At 68.6% G+C, this 17713-nt stretch carries 17 protein-coding genes; 8 read left to right on the top strand and 9 right to left on the bottom strand.

Going from position 1 to position 17713, the window contains the following annotated elements:
- Positions 1 to 792, top strand: a complete 792-nt coding sequence (locus tag AC3B5T_RS15460) for a DNA-formamidopyrimidine glycosylase family protein (protein ID WP_010841931.1) — start codon at positions 1 to 3, stop codon at positions 790 to 792.
- A gap of 31 nt (positions 793 to 823) precedes the next feature.
- On the opposite strand, the gene AC3B5T_RS15455 is transcribed toward AC3B5T_RS15460, so the two are convergent.
- Complete coding sequence (locus AC3B5T_RS15455) at positions 824 to 1246, bottom strand: pyridoxamine 5'-phosphate oxidase family protein (RefSeq protein WP_014926241.1); 423 nt, start codon at positions 1244 to 1246, stop codon at positions 824 to 826.
- An 84-nt stretch (positions 1247 to 1330) separates the two neighbouring features.
- Positions 1331 to 3073: a glycerol-3-phosphate dehydrogenase gene (gene glpD, locus AC3B5T_RS15450; RefSeq protein ID WP_010841929.1), complete on the bottom strand. Its 1743-nt coding sequence runs from the start codon at positions 3071 to 3073 to the stop codon at positions 1331 to 1333.
- Between the two features lie 76 nt (positions 3074 to 3149).
- Here glpD and glpK point away from each other — a divergent pair, with 76 nt between their 5' ends.
- Entirely contained in the window at positions 3150 to 4637 is a 1488-nt protein-coding gene (glpK, locus tag AC3B5T_RS15445; protein ID WP_010841928.1) for a glycerol kinase GlpK, read from the top strand.
- A 31-nt stretch (positions 4638 to 4668) separates the two neighbouring features.
- Here glpK and AC3B5T_RS15440 read toward each other — a convergent pair whose 3' ends face one another.
- The 3 genes from AC3B5T_RS15440 to AC3B5T_RS15430 form a co-directional block, all read right to left on the bottom strand.
- Positions 4669 to 5109, bottom strand: a complete 441-nt coding sequence (locus tag AC3B5T_RS15440) for a hypothetical protein (RefSeq protein WP_055475103.1) — start codon at positions 5107 to 5109, stop codon at positions 4669 to 4671.
- Positions 5110 to 5143: 34 nt separating this feature from the next.
- Positions 5144 to 6568, bottom strand: a complete 1425-nt coding sequence (locus tag AC3B5T_RS15435; protein ID WP_055475104.1) for a hypothetical protein — start codon at positions 6566 to 6568, stop codon at positions 5144 to 5146.
- 109 nt (positions 6569 to 6677) lie between these two features.
- Complete coding sequence (locus tag AC3B5T_RS15430) at positions 6678 to 8081, bottom strand: NAD(P)H-quinone dehydrogenase (protein ID WP_010841925.1); 1404 nt, start codon at positions 8079 to 8081, stop codon at positions 6678 to 6680.
- A gap of 369 nt (positions 8082 to 8450) precedes the next feature.
- On the opposite strand from AC3B5T_RS15430, the gene AC3B5T_RS15425 reads away from it, so the two are divergent.
- The gene (locus AC3B5T_RS15425) at positions 8451 to 8930 is read left to right on the top strand and encodes a gamma-glutamylcyclotransferase family protein (RefSeq protein WP_010841924.1); all 480 of its coding nucleotides are present in this window, start codon (positions 8451 to 8453) and stop codon (positions 8928 to 8930) included.
- A 29-nt stretch (positions 8931 to 8959) separates the two neighbouring features.
- On the opposite strand, the gene AC3B5T_RS15420 is transcribed toward AC3B5T_RS15425, so the two are convergent.
- A complete protein-coding gene (locus AC3B5T_RS15420; RefSeq protein WP_010841923.1) occupies positions 8960 to 10159 on the bottom strand; it encodes an amidohydrolase in 1200 nt (399 codons plus the stop codon).
- On the bottom strand, positions 10159 to 10857 hold the full coding sequence (locus AC3B5T_RS15415) for an enoyl-CoA hydratase/isomerase family protein (protein ID WP_055475105.1): 699 nt from the start codon (positions 10855 to 10857) through the stop codon (positions 10159 to 10161). The genes AC3B5T_RS15420 and AC3B5T_RS15415 overlap by 1 nt, the downstream gene beginning before the upstream one ends.
- 102 nt (positions 10858 to 10959) lie before the next feature.
- Between AC3B5T_RS15415 and AC3B5T_RS15410 the strand changes: the two genes are divergently transcribed.
- Both AC3B5T_RS15410 and AC3B5T_RS15405 read left to right on the top strand, forming a co-directional pair.
- Positions 10960 to 11763, top strand: coding sequence for a purine-nucleoside phosphorylase (locus tag AC3B5T_RS15410; RefSeq protein WP_010841921.1), 804 nt, complete (start codon positions 10960 to 10962; stop codon positions 11761 to 11763).
- Positions 11764 to 11804: 41 nt separating this feature from the next.
- Complete coding sequence (locus AC3B5T_RS15405; protein ID WP_055475106.1) at positions 11805 to 12449, top strand: hypothetical protein; 645 nt, start codon at positions 11805 to 11807, stop codon at positions 12447 to 12449.
- 156 nt (positions 12450 to 12605) lie between these two features.
- Here AC3B5T_RS15405 and AC3B5T_RS15400 read toward each other — a convergent pair whose 3' ends face one another.
- Positions 12606 to 13847: an HNH endonuclease gene (locus AC3B5T_RS15400; RefSeq protein WP_488357691.1), complete on the bottom strand. Its 1242-nt coding sequence runs from the start codon at positions 13845 to 13847 to the stop codon at positions 12606 to 12608.
- A 130-nt stretch (positions 13848 to 13977) separates the two neighbouring features.
- On the opposite strand from AC3B5T_RS15400, the gene AC3B5T_RS15395 reads away from it, so the two are divergent.
- Positions 13978 to 15216: an ISL3 family transposase gene (locus tag AC3B5T_RS15395; protein ID WP_165629364.1), complete on the top strand. Its 1239-nt coding sequence runs from the start codon at positions 13978 to 13980 to the stop codon at positions 15214 to 15216.
- Positions 15217 to 15511: 295 nt separating this feature from the next.
- Here AC3B5T_RS15395 and upp read toward each other — a convergent pair whose 3' ends face one another.
- Positions 15512 to 16141, bottom strand: coding sequence for a uracil phosphoribosyltransferase (gene upp, locus AC3B5T_RS15390; protein WP_488357690.1), 630 nt, complete (start codon positions 16139 to 16141; stop codon positions 15512 to 15514).
- Positions 16142 to 16328: 187 nt separating this feature from the next.
- On the opposite strand from upp, the gene AC3B5T_RS15385 reads away from it, so the two are divergent.
- Entirely contained in the window at positions 16329 to 16637 is a 309-nt protein-coding gene (locus tag AC3B5T_RS15385; protein ID WP_269432747.1) for a type VII secretion target, read from the top strand.
- The gene (locus tag AC3B5T_RS15380) at positions 16634 to 17590 is read left to right on the top strand and encodes a C40 family peptidase (protein WP_055474833.1); all 957 of its coding nucleotides are present in this window, start codon (positions 16634 to 16636) and stop codon (positions 17588 to 17590) included. The genes AC3B5T_RS15385 and AC3B5T_RS15380 overlap by 4 nt, the downstream gene beginning before the upstream one ends.
- The last annotated feature ends 123 nt before the right edge of the window (positions 17591 to 17713 follow it).

The following is a 17713-nucleotide window of genomic DNA, read 5'->3' as shown; positions in this document are numbered from 1 at the left end:
ATGCCTGAGGGCGACACCGTCTTCGCCGCCGCGGCACGTCTGCGGGCCGGGCTCGCCGGCCGCGTGCTCGAGTCGACGGACTTCCGGATCCCGTCACTGGCGACCGCCGATCTGTCCGGCCGGGAGGTGTCGGCGGTTCGCTCGGTGGGCAAACACCTGCTCATCGACATCGCCGAGAGCAGCCCCGGAACCGGTGACACCGTGAGCATCCACTCACACCTGAAGATGGAGGGTGCCTGGCATGTGCATCCTCGCGGGCAGCGCTGGCGGCGACCGGCCTATCAGGCACGCGCGGTGCTGCGCACCGCCGACCACGAGGCGGTGGGTTTCGACCTGGGTGTGCTCGAACTGCTCGCCGACCCCGACGCCGCGCTCGCCTACCTCGGTCCCGACCTGCTCGCCGACGACTTCGACCGCGAGGAGGCGATCCGGCGACTCGCCTCGCAACCGGATGAGACCATCGGTGCCGCGTTGCTCGACCAACGCCTCATCGCCGGGATCGGCAACGTCTTTCGCAGCGAGATCTGCTTCCTCCGCCGGGTCCTGCCGACCCGACCGGTGCGCGAGGTCGACCTCGGGCCGGTCGTGGACCTGAGCCGACGCCTGTTGTGGGCCAACCGGATGCGATCGGCACGCACCACCACGGGTAACACCTCGCCCAACGCCCGGATGTGGGTGTACGGACGCCAGGGCCGGCTGTGCCGACGCTGCGCCACGCCGGTGAAGCGCGGCGAACTCGAATCCACCGGCGGCGAACGATCCATCTACTGGTGCCCCCGGTGTCAGATCTGATGGCCGGGATCGTCGGATCGACGTCCGCGGTCTACACCGGGTAACGCTCGGGCTCGGGCCCGAACTCGAAGCGGCGTGCGGTGATCGAGTCCACCGTGATCTCCACGTAGTTGTACTTCATCGTCGCGATCCACGGCCGCAACGGCAGCTGGTCGGCGGCCTCGATCTCCTGCAGGGACACCAGGATGCGCGCCGTCCCCTTGGCGACGACGCTCCACCCGTCACTGTCGGTGTACCCGTCGGCCTCGAACGCCACCCGCGAATTCACCGCCAGCTCCGACAATTTCGTGCCTTCACCGGTCCGCAGCAGGACGCGGTCCGGCGTCGCATGGAAATTGACCGGGAAGATGTCGGGCTGACCGTCGACGCTCAACGCGATCCGGCCGAGCTCGGCGGCTCCCAACAGATCCCAGGCCTCGTCGGTGGTGAGCACCCGAACCGCTTCGTCGACCATGACCGTCTCCTTCTCCCCCACCCCGATCGTGCTCCACGAACGGGCGGCGGGACAGAGGCCAACGTCCCGACTCGGCCCCCACCGTCACCGCGGAACGGGCACCGGCTCCAGAATCTCGGCCCGGGCCTCGGGGGCCGCGGCGCGCAAGGCGTCGGCGGAGTCGTCGTCGGGTTGCTGTTGCGAGGCCACCTCGGCTTCGACACGCGCGATGTAGGTCGCCACCTCGAAGTCACGCTGCTCGGTGGTCCACCCGAGCAGCGGCGCGAGCAGGTCGGCGACCTCGTCGGCGCAGTCGACCCCGCGATGGGAGTACTCGATCGCGATGCGGGTCCGCCGGGCGAGAACGTCCTCCAGATGCAGCGCCGCCTCGTCGACCGCCGCGTAGACCACCTCCACACGCAGATACTGCGGCGCCGCGGCGAGCGGCTGCAGCAGGCTCTTGTCCCCGTCGGCGTAGTAGAGCACGTCGTCGATAAGCGACCCGTAGCGGTTGAGAAGACGCCGAATCCGGTACGGGTGCAACCCGAATCGGCGCCCGAGGTGCTCACACTGATTGATGAGCGCGAAGTAGCCGTCCGCACCGAGCAGCGGGACGCGTTCGGTGATCGACGGCGCGACGCGGGTGGGGATGAAGTCGTCGCACGCATCGACGGCATCGGCGGCCATCACCCGGTAGGTGGTGTACTTCCCGCCCGCGATCGACACGAGTCCGGGCGCGACGGTCGCGACCGCGTGCTCGCGGGACAGCTTCGAGGTCTCGTCGTCCTCGCCGGCGAGCAACGGCCGCAGGCCGGCGTAGACGCCTTCGATGTCGTCGTGGGTGAGCTTGGTGACCAGGACCTCGTTGACGCGTTCGAGGATGTAGTCGATGTCGGCGCGGGTGGCGGCCGGATGCGCGAGGTCGAGGTTCCAGTCGGTGTCGGTGGTACCGATGATCCAGTGCGTCTCCCAGGGGATGACGAACAGCACCGAGTTGGCGGTGCGCAGGATGATCGCCGTCTCGCTGACGATGCGGTCGCGCGGCACCACGATGTGCACACCCTTGGACGCCCGAACCTTGAAGTGCCCGCGCTGCTTGGACAGCGCCTGTACCTCGTCGGTCCACACCCCCGCGGCGTTGATCACGCAGTGCGCGCGGATCTCCGTGACGTCGCCGTTCTCGGTGTCGCGCACCCGGACTCCGAGCACCCGGTCGGATTCGCGCAGGAAGCCGGTCACCTGGGTCGACGTCCGGATGACCGCACCGTAGTTGGCCGCCGTGCGGGCCACCGTGAGGCTGTGCCGAGCATCGTCGACGACCGTGTCGTAGTAACGTATTCCGCCGATCAGCGAGCTGCGCTTGAGGGCCGGCGCCGCGCGCAATGCGCCCGACCGGGTGACGTGACGTTGTCCGGGAACGGACTTGGCGCCGCCCATCCGGTCGTAGAGGAAGATGCCGGCTCCGACGTACGGCCGCTCCCAGACACGTTGCGTGAGCGGATACAGGAACGGCAGCGGCTTCACCAGGTGCGGCGCGAGGAACCGCAGCGACAACTCACGTTCGCGCAGAGCCTCACGGACGAGCCCGAATTCGAGCTGTTCGAGATAACGGAGCCCACCGTGGAACATCTTCGACGACCTGCTCGAGGTACCCGAGGCGATGTCACGCGCCTCCACGAGCGCCACCCGCAGGCCGCGGGTGGCCGCGTCGAGTGCGGCGCCGACGCCCACCACGCCTCCGCCGATGACCACTACGTCGAACTGCTCCTCCCCGAACCTCCGCCACGCCTCGGCGCGGTAGAGGGGCCCCATGTCGGCCGGCCGGTCCGGGTTGAACTCGGTGTTCATGGTTGCCGAGCCTAATTGATCTCGGTGGGTCCGACAGCGTGCGACACTGTCCGGCGTGGGTAGGTCAGGCAAATACGTGGCGGCGATCGACCAGGGCACCACCTCGACCCGGGCGATGATCTTCGACCACAAAGGGCACGTCGTCGGCGTCGAACAGCTCGAGCACGAACAGATCTTCCCGCGCGCGGGCTGGGTGGAGCACGATGCCGCCGAGATCTGGCGCAACACGCGCCGGGTCGGGGCCGCTGCCCTCGCATCGGCCGAGCTGACCGCCAAGGACATCGTCGCGTGCGGCCTCACCAACCAGCGCGAGACCACCGTGATCTGGGAGCGCGACACCGGCAAGCCGGTGCACAACGCCATCGTCTGGCAGGACACGCGGACCGACGACCTGTGCACCGAACTCGCCGGCGACGTCGGCATGGACCGCTATCGCGATCGCACCGGCCTGCCGCTGTCGACCTACTTCGCCGGCCCGAAGGCCCGGTGGCTCCTCGATTCCGTCGACGGCCTCCGCGAGCGCGCCGAGAACGGGGAATTGTGTTTCGGCACAATGGATTCCTGGATTGCATGGAACATGACCGGCGGCGTGGACGGTGGCCGGCACGTCACAGACGTCACCAATGCCTCACGCACGATGCTCATGGATCTGCGGACCCAGCAGTGGGACCCCGAGATCTGCGCCGAGATGGGCATCCCGATGGCCATGCTGCCCGAGATCAAGAGCTCCTCAGGCGATTTCGGCGCTCTCCGCGGCAACGGCCCCCTCCCCGGCGTACCGCTGTCGGGCATCCTCGGAGACCAGCAGGCCGCGACATTCGGCCAGGCCTGCCTGGAACCCGGCGAGGCGAAGAACACCTATGGCACCGGGAACTTCCTGCTCCTCAACACCGGCACCGAGCCGGTCTTCAGTGAGCACGGGCTGCTCACCACCGTCTGCTACCGGATCGGCGACCAGCCCGCGCGTTACGCACTCGAGGGTTCGATCGCGGTGACCGGTTCGCTCATCCAGTGGCTGCGCGACAATCTCGGCCTGATCTCGCAGGCGTCCGACGTCGAGGGACTGGCCGCCGGGGTCGACGACAACGGTGGTGCCTACTTCGTGCCGGCGTTCTCCGGACTCTTCGCGCCGCGCTGGCGGCCCGACGCCCGCGGCGTCATCGTGGGTCTCACCCGCTTCGTCGACAAAGGTCACATCGCGCGGGCAGCGTTGGAGGCCAGCGCTTTTCAGACCCGGGAGGTCATCGAGGCGATGCAGGCCGACTCCGGGGTGGAACTGTCGACACTCAAGGTCGACGGCGGCATGGTCGTCAACGAACTGCTCATGCAGTTCCAGGCCGACATCCTGGATGTCCCGGTCGTGCGCCCGGTCGTCAACGAGACGACCGCGCTCGGGGCGGCCTACGCGGCCGGCCTGGCGGTGGGCTTCTGGGAGAGCGAGGACGAGATCCGCGCCAACTGGGCCGAGGACAAGCGGTGGGAGCCGGGGATGGAGGCAGCCGAACGCGACCGCCTCTACGCGGGGTGGAACCGGGCGGTCGAGCACAGCTTCGGCCTGACCTGAACCGGCGCGAACCGCGGCCGACGGCCGCGCCTCACACCACGTGGTCGGCGAGGACGGCGACCACACCGGCACTTCCGCCGAGTGCCGCGGCTGCCTCGTAGGCCGATTCGCGGAGCGCGTCGCGTGGGGACTCACCGGTGGTCGACGGCGACATCGCTGCCACGGCGCAGTCGACGGCACGGGCACGGCGGAAGCTGTCGCGCTGTGCGGCGACGTCGCCGCGACGCTGGTGCGCGAATGCGTCGAAGTCGTGCTGGGCGGCGACGAGCCGGAGTCGTGCGACGCCGGCCATCGTCGCACCGCCCTGCCGGCGCCAGTGACCGATCACCTCCCGGATCTCGGGTGTCGACACCGCCGTCACGTCCATAACGGTGGCGACGATCAGGTGCAGACACGCGGTGAGGTCCTCGTCGGGCACCGCATCGACCAGCCGGGCGACGCCGCCGGGCAACCGGTCGACCCGCCTCAGCACGACCCCACCCGTCGCGAATGGGCATTCTCGACGATCACGCCGGCTCCGGTTTCGACGGGACCGGCCCCTCCGCGGACGTTCGGTCGTCGCCCGAAAGCGGTTGCGCTGCAGTGCCGTTGTCGCGCGCAGGATCAGTGTCGCCGGGCGGGGCGGACCGCGGGGACGAGGTCTCCCGGGAATCGGCCGCCGGAGGATCGGCGGCTGCCGGGAACGCCTGCCGAATCCAGTCGCCGATGACGGGCGGACCGACGAGCGGCATGTCGCCGACGATCTCCGCACCGTGTTCCCGGTTGTGGAGGTACGGAGCGGCCCGGTGACGGTCGTCTTCGGCTCCGGGACGCCTGCCACCGCCCGGTACGCCGGCGGGCGGCATCCCCGCCGGGCGCTGGGCGACCGGCCCGGCCGGAGACGCCGGTGTCGGGGTGCCGGCAGTCGGGGTTGCCGGCGTCGGAGTGGCCGGCAGGGCAGACAGCGGTGGCGCAACCGCCCCGGGCGACAGGAAGGCGGGGACGGCCGTCGAGGCCGGGACATCCGCTCCGGCTCCGGCACCACTCCCCGACGCTCCGGCGCGGGACCCGGACTCCGCGGTGCCGTCGGCGCCCGCGGCGTGCGATCCCGGTGTCGCCGCACCCCGGGTCGTCGACTCTGGTGTGGCCCGGCCTCCGCGCAGCAGGCCGTCGGACCCGTCGGTGCTGCCGCGGCCCGAGGCACCCGAGGGCGGACCTCCCGACCCCGACGGCGTCGACGACGGACCCGGACCTCCGCCACCCGGAGGCGGGCCGACGGCGCCGACCGGTGCCGGCACGCCGGACGGTGCGGGGCGGCCGAAGTCGCCGGCATCGACGGTGTTACCCGCCTGACCCCGCGCGGCGTCGGACCCCGAGCCCCCGGTTCCGGGGCCACCACCCGTTGCCGCGCCCGGGAGGCCTGCGGTGACTCCGTTGGCGCCGGTCGGGTCGTGCGGGAGGGAGTGCTGCAGTCCGATCATCGGTGACGAGTAGGCACCCGTCATGGTGCGATCGGCCTCATGCCGCACCGAAGGCGCGTCCTCGGGATTGTCTCGGATGTGCTGCTGCAACTCGCGCAGCCGCCCCTCCTGACCGCGGGCCGACCCGAGGATTCCCGTCGCGCTCGTCAGCGCGTCACCGATCCGGCTCGCGGTGTCCGACGTCGCCGTCAGATCGGCGGACAGCGACCGGCCGGCTTCCAGTGCCGCGTCGGAGGCCACCCCGAGCATGCCGTCGCCGAACATCGCCTGCATCCGTTCGGCTGCCCGCCGGACGGACTCGATCGCCTTCAGGATCGTCTCGACGTCACCGCGCGCGCGTCCCGGTTCCATGGTGCTCAGGACATCGAGGATCTCGTCGATGCTCATGCCCGCCCACTGTGTGCGGTCGCCGCCGAACATGCGCTCGTTGCGGCTGCCGTAGGTGTTGTAGGACTTCTCCGGCGAGGTCACGACACCCCCTTGGTCGCTGGCCGGGACGAACGAATTCGTCCGACCCTACCGTGGCATCGCCTGCCGCGGTGAACACCGGCACCGCCTGTGCACAGCGGCGGGCTCTGTCTCAGTCCAGGTCGTCGTGGCGGACCAGCTGGCGCGCCGCCTCGGTGATCGACCCGGTCAGCGACGGGTACACCGAGAAGGTCTGGGCGAGGTCGCCGACGGTGAGCTTGTTCTGCACCGCGAGGGCGATGGGCAGGATCAGCTCGGAGGCGTTCGGTGCCACCACGACTCCGCCGATGACCACGCCCGTGGCCGGCCGGCAGAAGATCTTCACGAACCCGCGGCGCAGGCCGCTCATCTTGGCGCGCGGGTTGGTGGCCAGTGGCAACATCACGGTGCGGGCCGGGTACTCACCGGTGTCGATCGCGTTCTGCGACACCCCCACCGTCGCGATCTCCGGACGTGTGAAGATCGCGGAGGCAACGGTTTTCAGCTTGATCGGGCTCACTCCCTCGCCCAGCGCGTGATACATGGCGATGCGGCCCTGCATGGCCGCGACCGATGCCAGCGGGAACAGCCCGGTGCAGTCGCCGGCCGCATAGATACCGGCGACCGACGTACGCGACACCCGGTCGACCTCGATGTATCCACCCTTGCCGACGGTCACGCCGGCGCGATCGAGGCCCAGGTCCGTGGTGTTCGGGACCGAACCGACGGTCATCAGCACGTGACTGCCGGTGACTGTCGAGCCGTCGGCCAGATGCGCGGTGACCGAGTCACCGTGGCGCTCGACCTTGTCGGCGCGGGCGTGTTTCACGAGTTCGACGCCGCGCTCGGCCAGCGCGTCCTCGAGCACCAGCGCGGCGTCCTCGTCCTCGTGCGGGAGCACACGGTCGCGGCTCGACACCAGCGTCACCTTGACGCCCAGTTCGGTATAGGCGTGGACGAACTCGGCGCCGGTGACGCCGGAACCGATGACGATGAGGTGTTCGGGGAGTTGCTCGAGGTCGTATAGCTGACGCCAGGTGAGGATGCGCTCCCCGTCGGGGCGGGCATCGGGCAGGACGCGGGGCGAGGCGCCCGTCGCCAGCAACACCACATCGCCGTCGTAGCGTTCGGTGGTTCCGTCGGCGAGGGTCGCGACGACGCTGTGGGTCGACACGCCCACCTGCCGCTCGTCGAGCATCGCGCTACCGGCGACGAGTTTGACGCCTTCGCTGATCAGCCGGGAGCGGATGTCCGCGGACTGGGCGAATGCCAGATCGCGGACCCGCTGGTGAATCTGCGGGAGCGTGACCGACGTGTCGTCGGTCTTGATGTTGATACCCAGGTCGACAGCGCGCCGGACCTCGGTGCGGATGCCGGTGGACGCGATGAAGGTCTTGGACGGCACGCAGTCCCACAGCACACAGGCACCGCCGATCCCGTCCGAATCGATCACCGTGATGTCGGCGCCGTAGGCGGCCGCCGCGAGCGCCGCCTCGTAACCCGCAGGTCCACCGCCGATGATGACGATCCTGGTCACTGTCACTCCTGTTCCCATGCCGGTTCGTCGCGGCGTCCTTCGTGGGGATGCTGCGCCCGGCTGCGTGTTGTAGCTGAACGAACTGCTCGCTGCTGGATTTCTCGGGTCGGACCGGCTGATGTCCGACGGGTCGGTGGAGGTCGCGGGGGTGATGCAACCTCGGTCGGGCGAGAGGGTCGACCCCGTTCGCGCCGCCTACCAAACTAGTCGTGCGCGGGTGACGTTGTGAACGTGGTCGCACACCGGCGCCGACGGCGTGCCGTACATCACTCGAAGCGCGGCTCGGCTCCCGTGCGGCCCGGGTCACACCCGAGCGACGGGCGTCGGTGTCGCCTTCCGGACTCGGCGACGACCATCTAGGCTCCATCCGTGCCCATCTATGCCGCCTACGGATCCAACATGCATCCCGACCAGATGGCCGAGCGCGCTCCGCACTCGCCGATGTCGGGCACCGGATGGCTTCGTGGCTGGCGTCTGACCTTCGGCGGCGGCGACATCGGCTGGGAGGGGTCACTGGCCACGGTCACCGAGGACCGCGACGACCCCGACGCCCGGGTGTTCGTGGTGCTGTACGACGTCACCACCGAGGACGAGGACCTCCTCGATCGGTGGGAGGGTTCCGAACTCGGCATCCACCGCAAGATCCGGGCTCGCGTCGACACCGCGGACGGCCCGGTCCTCGCCTGGCTGTATGTCCTCGACGCCTTCGAGGGCGGGCTCCCGTCGGCGCGCTACCTCGGGGTCATGGCCGAGGCGGCCGAGATCGCGGGTGCACCCGCGGAGTACGTGCAGGACCTGCGGTTGCGCGAGTCGCGGAACGTCGGGCCCGGCCCGGGTCCCGCGGAATAGCCGACGCCACCCCGGCGAGCCTCGGCTCGCTAGCCTGCCGCGCTCGTCGCGTTCAGCACTATCCCGGCGAGTGCGCGGACGCCGATCGCGAGGGCACGTTCGTCGAGATCGAAGTTCGGCGCGTGCAGGTCGACCTGCGGACCGAATCCGTCCCACACGCCCAGGCGGGCCATCGCCCCCGGCACGTGTTCGAGATACCAGGAGAAGTCCTCACCACCCGGCGACTGCGGTGTGTCCGCGACGGCGTTGGGTCCGATCGCGGCGACCGATCGCTCGAACATCGCGACCGCGATCTCGTCGTTGACGACCGGTGGCACCCCGCGGAAGTACGAGAGGTCATAGCGGACGCCGAGCGGTGCGAGCAGTTCGCCGACGACGCTGCGGACGAGCGGTTCGAGCTCGGCCCAGGTGGCGTGGTCGCCGGTGCGGACCGTCCCGCGCATGCGCCCTTCCTGCGGGATCGCGTTGGCCGCGCTGCCGGCGTTGGCGGCACCCCACACCATCACGGTCCCCGACCGCGGGTCGACGCGTCGTGACAGCACCCCGGGCAATCCGGTGATCACGGTGCCCATCGCGTAGATCAGGTCTCCGGTCAGATGCGGCCGCGACGTGTGCCCGCCGGCGGAGTGCAGTTGCAAGTCGATGTGGTCGGCCGCGGAGGTCAGGGGGCCGGACCGCAGACCGACCGTGCCGACCGGCAGGCGCGGATCGCAGTGCAGCGCGAAGATGCGCCCGAGACCGCTGGTCACCCCGGCGTCGATGGCGTCGAGGGCACCGCCGGGCATGACCTCTTCGGCGGCCTGGAAGATGAGGCGGACGCCGACGGGCAACGGCTCGGCCGCGGCGAGGAGTTTGGCGACGCCGATCAGGATGGCCGTGTGCGCGTCGTGCCCGCACGAATGCGATGCCCCCTCGACAGCCGAGGTGAACGGCAGGCCGGTGTGTTCGGTGACGGGCAGGGCATCCATGTCCGCTCGCAGTGCGATCCGGGGCTCACCGACGGGCCCCAGATCGCACACCACGCCGGTGCCCAACGGGAGTCGGCGCGGGTCGAGTCCGGCGGCGGTCAGTTCGCTCATCACCAGCTCGGTGGTGCGCACCTCCTGCCGGGACAGCTCGGGGTGCGCGTGGATCTCGCGCCGCCACGCGATGAGATCGGTGCCGTGCTCGGCGAGCCATGCGTCGATCGGATCGTCCGCCGCGGCGAAGCCCGCTCCCACGGCCGACATCAGAAGACCCCGGGCGGTGTCGGACGCGCGAGATCGTCGAGCAGCGGTGCGCGCAGTCCGCGTTTGATGAGTGCGAGGTTGGGACCGACGGTCGCGGCGCGAGCGCCGGCGAGCTCGGCTGCCCGTGCCGTGAGGTGCTCGGCGTCGACGGCCTCGTCCACGATCCCCGCGCCGACCGCGTCGTCGGCGCCGTATCGCCGACTCGTGTACATCGCCTCGGTCGCGGTGCGATCGGTCAGGCGGGTGCGCAGCAATGTGGCCATCCCCCGGGTGAACGGCATGGTGAGGGCGGCCTCGGGCAGCGACCAGAATCCGCGTTCGGTGCGCATCAGCACGTGGTCGGTGCACAACGCGAGCATGGCGCCGGCACCGAACGCGTGTCCGTTGATCGCGCTGACCGTGGGCACCGGCAGCGTGAGCACCTTCGCATACAGGGCATGGACGCGGTCGAGATACCCGGGCAGCTGATCGGGGGCGGTGAAGATGTGGTCGGTGTCCAGTCCGTTCGAGAAGAACTTCCCGGTGGCGGTGATCACGAGCGGACGTGACGGGGCGGCCACGATCTCGTCCAGCAGCCGGTCCACCTCGTCCAACCATTCCACCCGGAAGCGGTTCTCCGGATTGGACTCGCTGATCTCCTCCCCGTGCGTTCCGAGATGGAGTTCGACGACGTCCCCGGCATCGTTCAGAAATGGCATGTCCCGACCTTATCGCCCCCGGTCTCGTCGCCGCCGACCCGATCGGTCGGCGCGCTGCGTTCGTACGGCCGTCCGGCCTGGGGAACGGTTTAGGGTTGGCGCATGGACCCCACCGCCGACGCAGACGCCGCAGCCATCGTCGCCGCGGCCACGATCGCCGCCGAGACCGATGCCGCTGCACACGATGTGGCCGTCATCCTGGGGTCGGGGTGGTCGCCCGCGGCCGAGGCCTTCGGGCGACCGATCCGCTCGTTGCCGATGGCCGAGATCCCCGGGTTCACTCCGCCCAAGGCCGCCGGCCACGGCGGTGTGGTCCACTCGGTGCGGATCGGTGATCGGCGGGTCCTGTTGATGCTGGGCCGCATTCACGCCTACGAGGGGCACGACCTCGCCCGCGTGGTCCACCCGGTCCGCACCGCGGCGGCGGCCGGTGTCCACACCGTCGTGCTCACCAACGCGGCGGGCGGACTGCGCGCGGACATGTCGGTCGGACAACCCGTCCTCATCTCCGATCACCTGAACCTCACGGCCCGCTCCCCTCTTGTCGGCGCTCAGTTCGTCGACCTGGTCGACGCGTATTCACCGCGGCTGCGTGACATCGCGAGCGGAATCGACGCGGGTCTCGCGGAGGGTGTGTACGCCGGATTGCCCGGCCCGCACTACGAGACACCCGCCGAGATCCGGATGCTGCGGACGATGGGCGCCGACCTGGTCGGTATGTCGACCGTGCACGAGACCATCGCCGCCCGAGCCGCCGGCCTCGACGTGCTCGGGATCTCGCTGGTCACCAACCTCGCAGCCGGAATGACCGGCGAACACCTGAGCCACGCCGAGGTTCTCGAAGTGGGACGCGCGTCGGCGGCCCGGATGGGCGAACTGCTGGCACAGATCATCGGCGAGCTGTAGGACCGCACCGACTTCCGGCCGGGCCGAACCGAAGGAGCGACATGAGCTATCCACCGAGCGGTGGCGGCTACCCGCAGGGCGGTTACCCATCGGGCCCGGTGCCACCCGGACCGCCTCGATCACCGTGGTCGTCGCCCGCTGTGCTGGTGGCGATCGGCGCGGGCGTGCTCCTGGTGGTCGTGGGCGTGCTCGCGGCGCTGTTGCTGATCCCCACCGACGACGAGTCCGCGGACCGCGACACCGCTGATGGCGGACAACCGTCGGCATCGACCTTCACGAGCACCGTCACCCGATCGGCCGAGACGACCACCACCACGACGACTCCCACCACGACAACGCCGACACCCGACCGTCCCACCCCCACCGTCGCGGGGGCGGACTGGCAGGGGTTCACCACCGGCCCACGCTGCAACGCCGCGGGCGACCCGGCCGTCGTCGTGGGACAGACCTCACGATCGCGCGTCGTCATCTGCCAGGTCGGCACTCAGACAGGCCGTTGGTACTACAAGGGCGCTGCTCCGGAGGGTGGGATCGAGTTGCAGTTCCCGACCCGCACCGGCGACACCTTCGAAGCGCGCAACGGCGCTGTTCGTTACCTCGTCTCGCCGACGAGCCTCACCATCGTCGAAGGCGGCACCGTGCTCACCGAGGAACCCATGCTGGCCTACTGGTCGCTGCCCGGCTGAGCTTCCGAGACCGACTGGCCTCTCAGATCAGAGCTGTCGCGCCCTGCTGACGCAAAGATCTTCTCTGCGCTCTGGAGAAACACTGTGGAGTTGTCAAGGGACGGTTGCGGTCCCGAGGGGGCTCGGGTGCGGAAGGTGCTACGCGAAAGTGTGGGGTCAGGCGGCGTCGTCGAGTCGCTTGGTGCGCCGGTTGTAAGCCGGCAACGGACGGCGCCGTGGGTCGACGGTGGCAGGCGGCACGAGCCAGGGGTGTCGGTCGTAGCCGAGAATGATGTCCCAGCCGTGGTGGTGGACTTGGGTGTGGCAGCGTTGGCAGAGCAGGCAGCCGTTGTCGAGGTCGGTGGGGCCGCCGTCAGCCCAATGCCGCACATGGTGAACCTGGGTATGCGACGGCGGCGCACCGCATTTGACGCAGCAGGAGTCTCGGACGATTACGGCTTTGCGCAAGTGTGCCGGGAACAGTCGGTTAGTGCGCCCCATCTGTAGTGGTACCCCCTCATCGTTGAGGACGACCTCGGCGAGAGATCCGTCGCAGGACAGCCGTTTCGCAGTGGCCTGACTGACCGACCCTGTCCACGGCAGGGTTGCCGGGTCGGCGCCGGTGGCGGGGATGGTCAGCATCAGTTGCGTGCGGGGACTGCTGATGCTGTCGATGCTCGCGCCGAGAGCAGCCTGGTCGAGGATCAACTCGAAGGCGTCGGCGCGGCGTTGCTCGGCGGTGCGTCGGTCGTCGGTGCCGTCGGGTTCGGTTCGTGGGCAGGAACGTTCGTCGATCATGGCCAGGAACTTCTCGCCGACGACTTGGGTGAGGTCGGCGCGGATGTCGATGCGGCCGTCGTCGGTGGTGTGGACGTTGACTGTGTTGAGGGATGCGTCGTCCGCCGCGGGGATGCCGCTGTCGACTGCTTCGGCCAGTGTGTTGGCGATCGTGCGGGCGTGTTCAAGCACCTGTGCCGGTGTCGCCCCGGAGAGTGCTCGGCCGAGGAGTTCGGTCTCGCACTCGGAGCGATCGTCGTCGGAAATGGCTGTCGCCGAGCGTTTGTCGATGTGATTCATTCCTCGAACAATGGCGTAGACGACTTCCGACGACAAGCGTCCGTCGGCGGCGTGACGTGCCAGGGCGGGCAGCGTGTGCAGGCCGTCGACGCTGCGCATGATGCGTGAGGCGACAGCTGGCGCGTGTCCCATCTCGATCAAGAGCTGCCGGGTGGTGCCACCTGCCTTGTGTGCGACTTCGAGTTCGTCGAGTTGTGCTGTGTGGGTGGTGATCTGGTGTTCGACGGTGTTGCGGATCAACCGGATCACGTTCAGTGCGTCGAATGTCGCTGTGCCCGTGGGGTCCTCGGCGGGCGGGGTGGTCTCGATGAGCTGATCGAGGAGGCTGGTGAGCTCTGGCATGGGCCCAAGTACATGAACATTCGTGGCTCTTCTGACGTCGAAGTGGGTTCCTTTTCGCGAGCCTAACGCACGCAACGCCCAGTCTCGCTTAGGTTTTGATTTGCGAAGAACAAGACCAAAGGAGTGGGCGTTGCGCACTGTCAGAGTACTGCAGAAGTTGCTCGGAATCGAGCGTGCCCGTGTTGTGGGTGTCAGGTTCGATGAGGATGACCGCGGGCAGATGGTGGTCGTGTCGCTGGAACTGCACAAGAACGCACGATCACGGTGCCCGCAATGTAAGAAGCGCTGCCCTGGTTACGATCAACCTGCGGCGCCGCGACGGTGGCGACATCTCGACATGGGCGGTTGGCGGTGCTTCCTCGAGTTGCCCGCCAAGCGTGTGCAGTGTCCTCGCCATGATGTGAAGACTGAGTTGGTTCCGTGGGCACGTCCGGAAGCGAAGATGACCAGGGCGTTCGACGACACCGTCGCATGGCTGTGCGCGCACGCCCCGATGACCGCGGTCAGTGCCTATCTGCGGGTCTCCTGGCGGACGGTATCTCGTATCGTCGAGCGCGTGGTCGACGACCATGTCGGACTCACTAAACGCTTGAACGGGTTGCGGCGCATCGGTATCGATGAGATCGCCTATCGCAAGGGCCGCCGGTACCTGGTTGTCGTGGTCAATCATGACACAGGTCAGTTGGTATGGGCGGGTGAGGGCGCCAAAAAGGAGACGATCGAGCGGTTCTTTGATGAACTGGGTGATGTGCGCGCACGCAGGATCACCCATATCAGTGCTGATGGCGCCGAGTACATCGGTGCGGTCCTCGCCGAGCAGGCGCCGGGGGCGTACTGGTGTATGGACCCATTTCATGTGCTGCAGTGGGTCAATCAGGCGTTGGACCGGTGCCGGTCTCGGGTGATGAGTCGGATAGCCGGCTTGTCGAAGGTGGAACGTGGCCGGTTGAGGTGGGCGTTGTTGAAGAATCCTGACAGCCTCACCGAGAACCAGGAGCGGTTGCAGTCCATCGTGGTCAGCGATGCCAACAGTGTGCTGGCCCGTGCGTATCAGATGAAAGAAGAGATACGGCACATACTTTCAGGTGCCTACTTGTCATGTTGGGCGCCGTTGCGGCGGTGGTTGAAGAAGGCGGAGGCTTGTGACATACCAGAGATTCGCACCCTGGCGCCGAGTATCCGTAAACGTGAGGTCCAGATCTTTAACGCGGTCGAGTGTCAGATGAGCAATGCGCGAGTCGAAGCAACGAACTGCCATCTGCGGTCATTGACAAAGCGGTCGTACGGATTTCACACTCCCGACGCTTTGATCGCGATGGCGAACCTCACCAGGGGCGGCGCATGCCCAGAACTCCCACATCGAAACTGACCGAAAACCGCCCACTTTCAGATCAGGAGATCCACATTCGTTCGATTTCGAGGAGTTTCCACAAGCCCGGAATCGCGAAATATTCGACTGTGCAGGCGATTTCGTCGACTGAGCGTCGATTTTCGTCGACTGTGCGTAAACCGTTGACAGTGGTGAACTTCAGTCACACCAGTTTCGAATTTTGACCCAGCAGCGGCGACCCGTCGTTGACTCTGCAACGCCCGCCTCGCCTCCCCGAGCACCGCGTGAAGCCGCCGACGCCCCCGCCGAACTCGGCGCACATCTCGAACCGCAACTACGAGTAGCGCGGACCGAACTGCCGGTCGCCCGCGTCACCGAGCCCCGGCACGATGTAGTTGACCTCGTTGAGGCCGTCGTCGACCGCGGCCACCACGAGACGGCACGGATGTCCCGAATTCTCGAGCGCGGCAACACCTTCAGGAGCCGCCACGACGCAGACCGCGGTGATGTCGGTGGCGTTGCGGGCAACCAGGAGTTCGATCGTGTGAAGCATCGAACCGCCGGTGGCGAGCATCGGATCGAGGACGAACACCGGCCGCCCCGCCAGATCCTCCGGCAGCGACTCGAGATAGGGCACCGGCTGCGCGGTCTCCTCGTCACGTGCGAGACCCACGAAACCGACATGCGCCTCGGGGACCATCGCGTGGGCCTGCTCGACCATGCCGAGCCCCGCACGCAGCACCGGCACCAGGAGAGGCGGGGACGCCAGCCTCGACCCCGTGTGCGACGTCATCGGCGTGTTGATCGCGACATCGGCGCGCGGCGCATCGGCGAGCGCCTCGTAGATCAGCATCTGAGTGAGGTCGGACAGCGCCGCCCGGAATCCGGCGTTGTCGGTGGTCTCGTCACGCATCGTGGTCAGACGCGCGGCCGCGAGGGGATCGTCGACGATCAGGGACTCCATGCCCATCACCCTATTTCCTCGGTGACGATCGCGTGCCTCTTGGGCGTGGCCGGCCCCGCCCGATCTCTCGCGCGTGCGAAACTCGATGGAACCCAACTCGGCCGCGCCGCGTCAGAATCCCATGAGCCCGTCCTCCCCGCACCCTGATCCTGCCCCCGCCCGTCCAGGCCTCGCGGCCGGCAACCGGCTGTCCGTCGATTCGACTGCGTTGCACGATTTCTCCGATACACATCGCACGAACGCCCGGATGCTCGACAGTGACGCCGGGGTCGACGACACCGGGATGGTCGACCTGGCCATCACCTTCGGACTGATCGGAATCGAGTTCCTCGCCGCCGTCGTCGAGTTCCTCGAGCTTCATCGCCGGAATGTCGCTGCCGCCGCGGCACGCGAGGAACGCGTCGGACTGACCACGAGTTCTGCCGCGACGTCCTACGCCGACTGTGACTGCGCGGCCGCCGACGGAATCACGGCACAAGGCGGGCTGACGCTGTGATCCCCGTCGAGCTCCTCATCGAACCGTTGCGTCAGCTGGTGGCCGCGCTGGGCACCGGCGTCCTGGCACCGGGCAACCCCGCGGAACGGGTCCGGGCCGACGCGTCCACCGTCGAGGAGGTGCGCCGCCGATCGGTGTCGGCCACCGAATCCGTCCACACCCGATGGGACGGGGCGGGGTCGGCCGGGGCCGATGCCGCGACCACGGCGATCCGGCAGCAGCTCGCCGAGGTCACCGGGTGCGCCACCGAGTTCGGCCGGCTCGTCGAAGACGCGAGTCGCACCGTCCACGCCGCGGCGACCGGGCTGACCGGACTCGTGGACTCCCTGGAGCGTCATGTGCGCGGCCTCGCCGGTGGACTGGCCACTCCGGCAGGACTTCTCGCGATCCTGCCGATCGCCGTCGAGCACCTGGGCCGGGGCGTGGAGATCGTGACCCGCGCCCGAGCCGAGCTCGGCTCGGACACCGAGGCGATGACCGGCCTCGCCCGGCGAACGGCGCCCGCCGAGGTCACCGGTGTCGCGAGCGGCCTCGAGCAGCTGTCGACGGCGCCCACCCCCGGCGGCATCCCGATCACTCTGCCCGATGGTTCGGTCGCATACGCACCGAATCAACGGGCGGCCACGGCGGTGCGTGCCGCGCTGAGTCAGCGCGGCGTCCCTTATGTATGGGGCGGCACCACTCCGGACGGATTCGATTGCAGCGGCTTCACCCAGTGGGCCTACCGCCAGGCCGGACTCGAGCTGCCCCGGCTCGCGCAGGAGCAGGACACCGCCGGAGTCCCGGTCTCGCGGGCGCACCTCCAGCCCGGGGACCTCGCGGTGTGGTCCGGTCACGTCGCGATGTACATCGGTAACGGTCAGATGGTCGAAGCCGGTGACCCGGTGGGCGTCTCGCCGGTACGGACCTCGAACCTCGACCAGGCGTTCGAGGGCTTCTTCCGTCCACGCTGAGAGCCGGGTGACGCTCGATCCACCAAGCCGGTGCGATGAGTTCATCGAAATGTCGTCGGCGCACCATCGACCGTCTGTGGGGGCACTACTGGATTCGCCGCCGACAATCGCTAGGCTGTGTCC

The organism is Gordonia sp. G4 (assembly GCF_057770005.1).
This window is presented reverse-complemented; position numbering and strand designations above follow the sequence as displayed.

Excerpts from the sequence above, each read along its gene's own strand:
- AC3B5T_RS15460 (WP_010841931.1), top strand. The coding sequence starts at position 1 with ATGCCTGAGGGCGACACCGTCTTCGCCGCCGCGGCACGTCTGCGGGCC.
- AC3B5T_RS15455 (WP_014926241.1), bottom strand. The coding sequence starts at position 1,246 with ATGGTCGACGAAGCGGTTCGGGTGCTCACCACCGACGAGGCCTGGGAT.
- glpD (WP_010841929.1), bottom strand. The coding sequence starts at position 3,073 with ATGAACACCGAGTTCAACCCGGACCGGCCGGCCGACATGGGGCCCCTC.
- AC3B5T_RS15420 (WP_010841923.1), bottom strand. The coding sequence starts at position 10,159 with ATGTCGGCCGTGGGAGCGGGCTTCGCCGCGGCGGACGATCCGATCGAC.
- AC3B5T_RS15415 (WP_055475105.1), bottom strand. The coding sequence starts at position 10,857 with ATGCCATTTCTGAACGATGCCGGGGACGTCGTCGAACTCCATCTCGGA.
- AC3B5T_RS15410 (WP_010841921.1), top strand. The coding sequence starts at position 10,960 with ATGGACCCCACCGCCGACGCAGACGCCGCAGCCATCGTCGCCGCGGCC.
- AC3B5T_RS15405 (WP_055475106.1), top strand. The coding sequence starts at position 11,805 with ATGAGCTATCCACCGAGCGGTGGCGGCTACCCGCAGGGCGGTTACCCA.
- AC3B5T_RS15400 (WP_488357691.1), bottom strand. The coding sequence starts at position 13,847 with ATGCCAGAGCTCACCAGCCTCCTCGATCAGCTCATCGAGACCACCCCG.
- upp (WP_488357690.1), bottom strand. The coding sequence starts at position 16,141 with ATGGAGTCCCTGATCGTCGACGATCCCCTCGCGGCCGCGCGTCTGACC.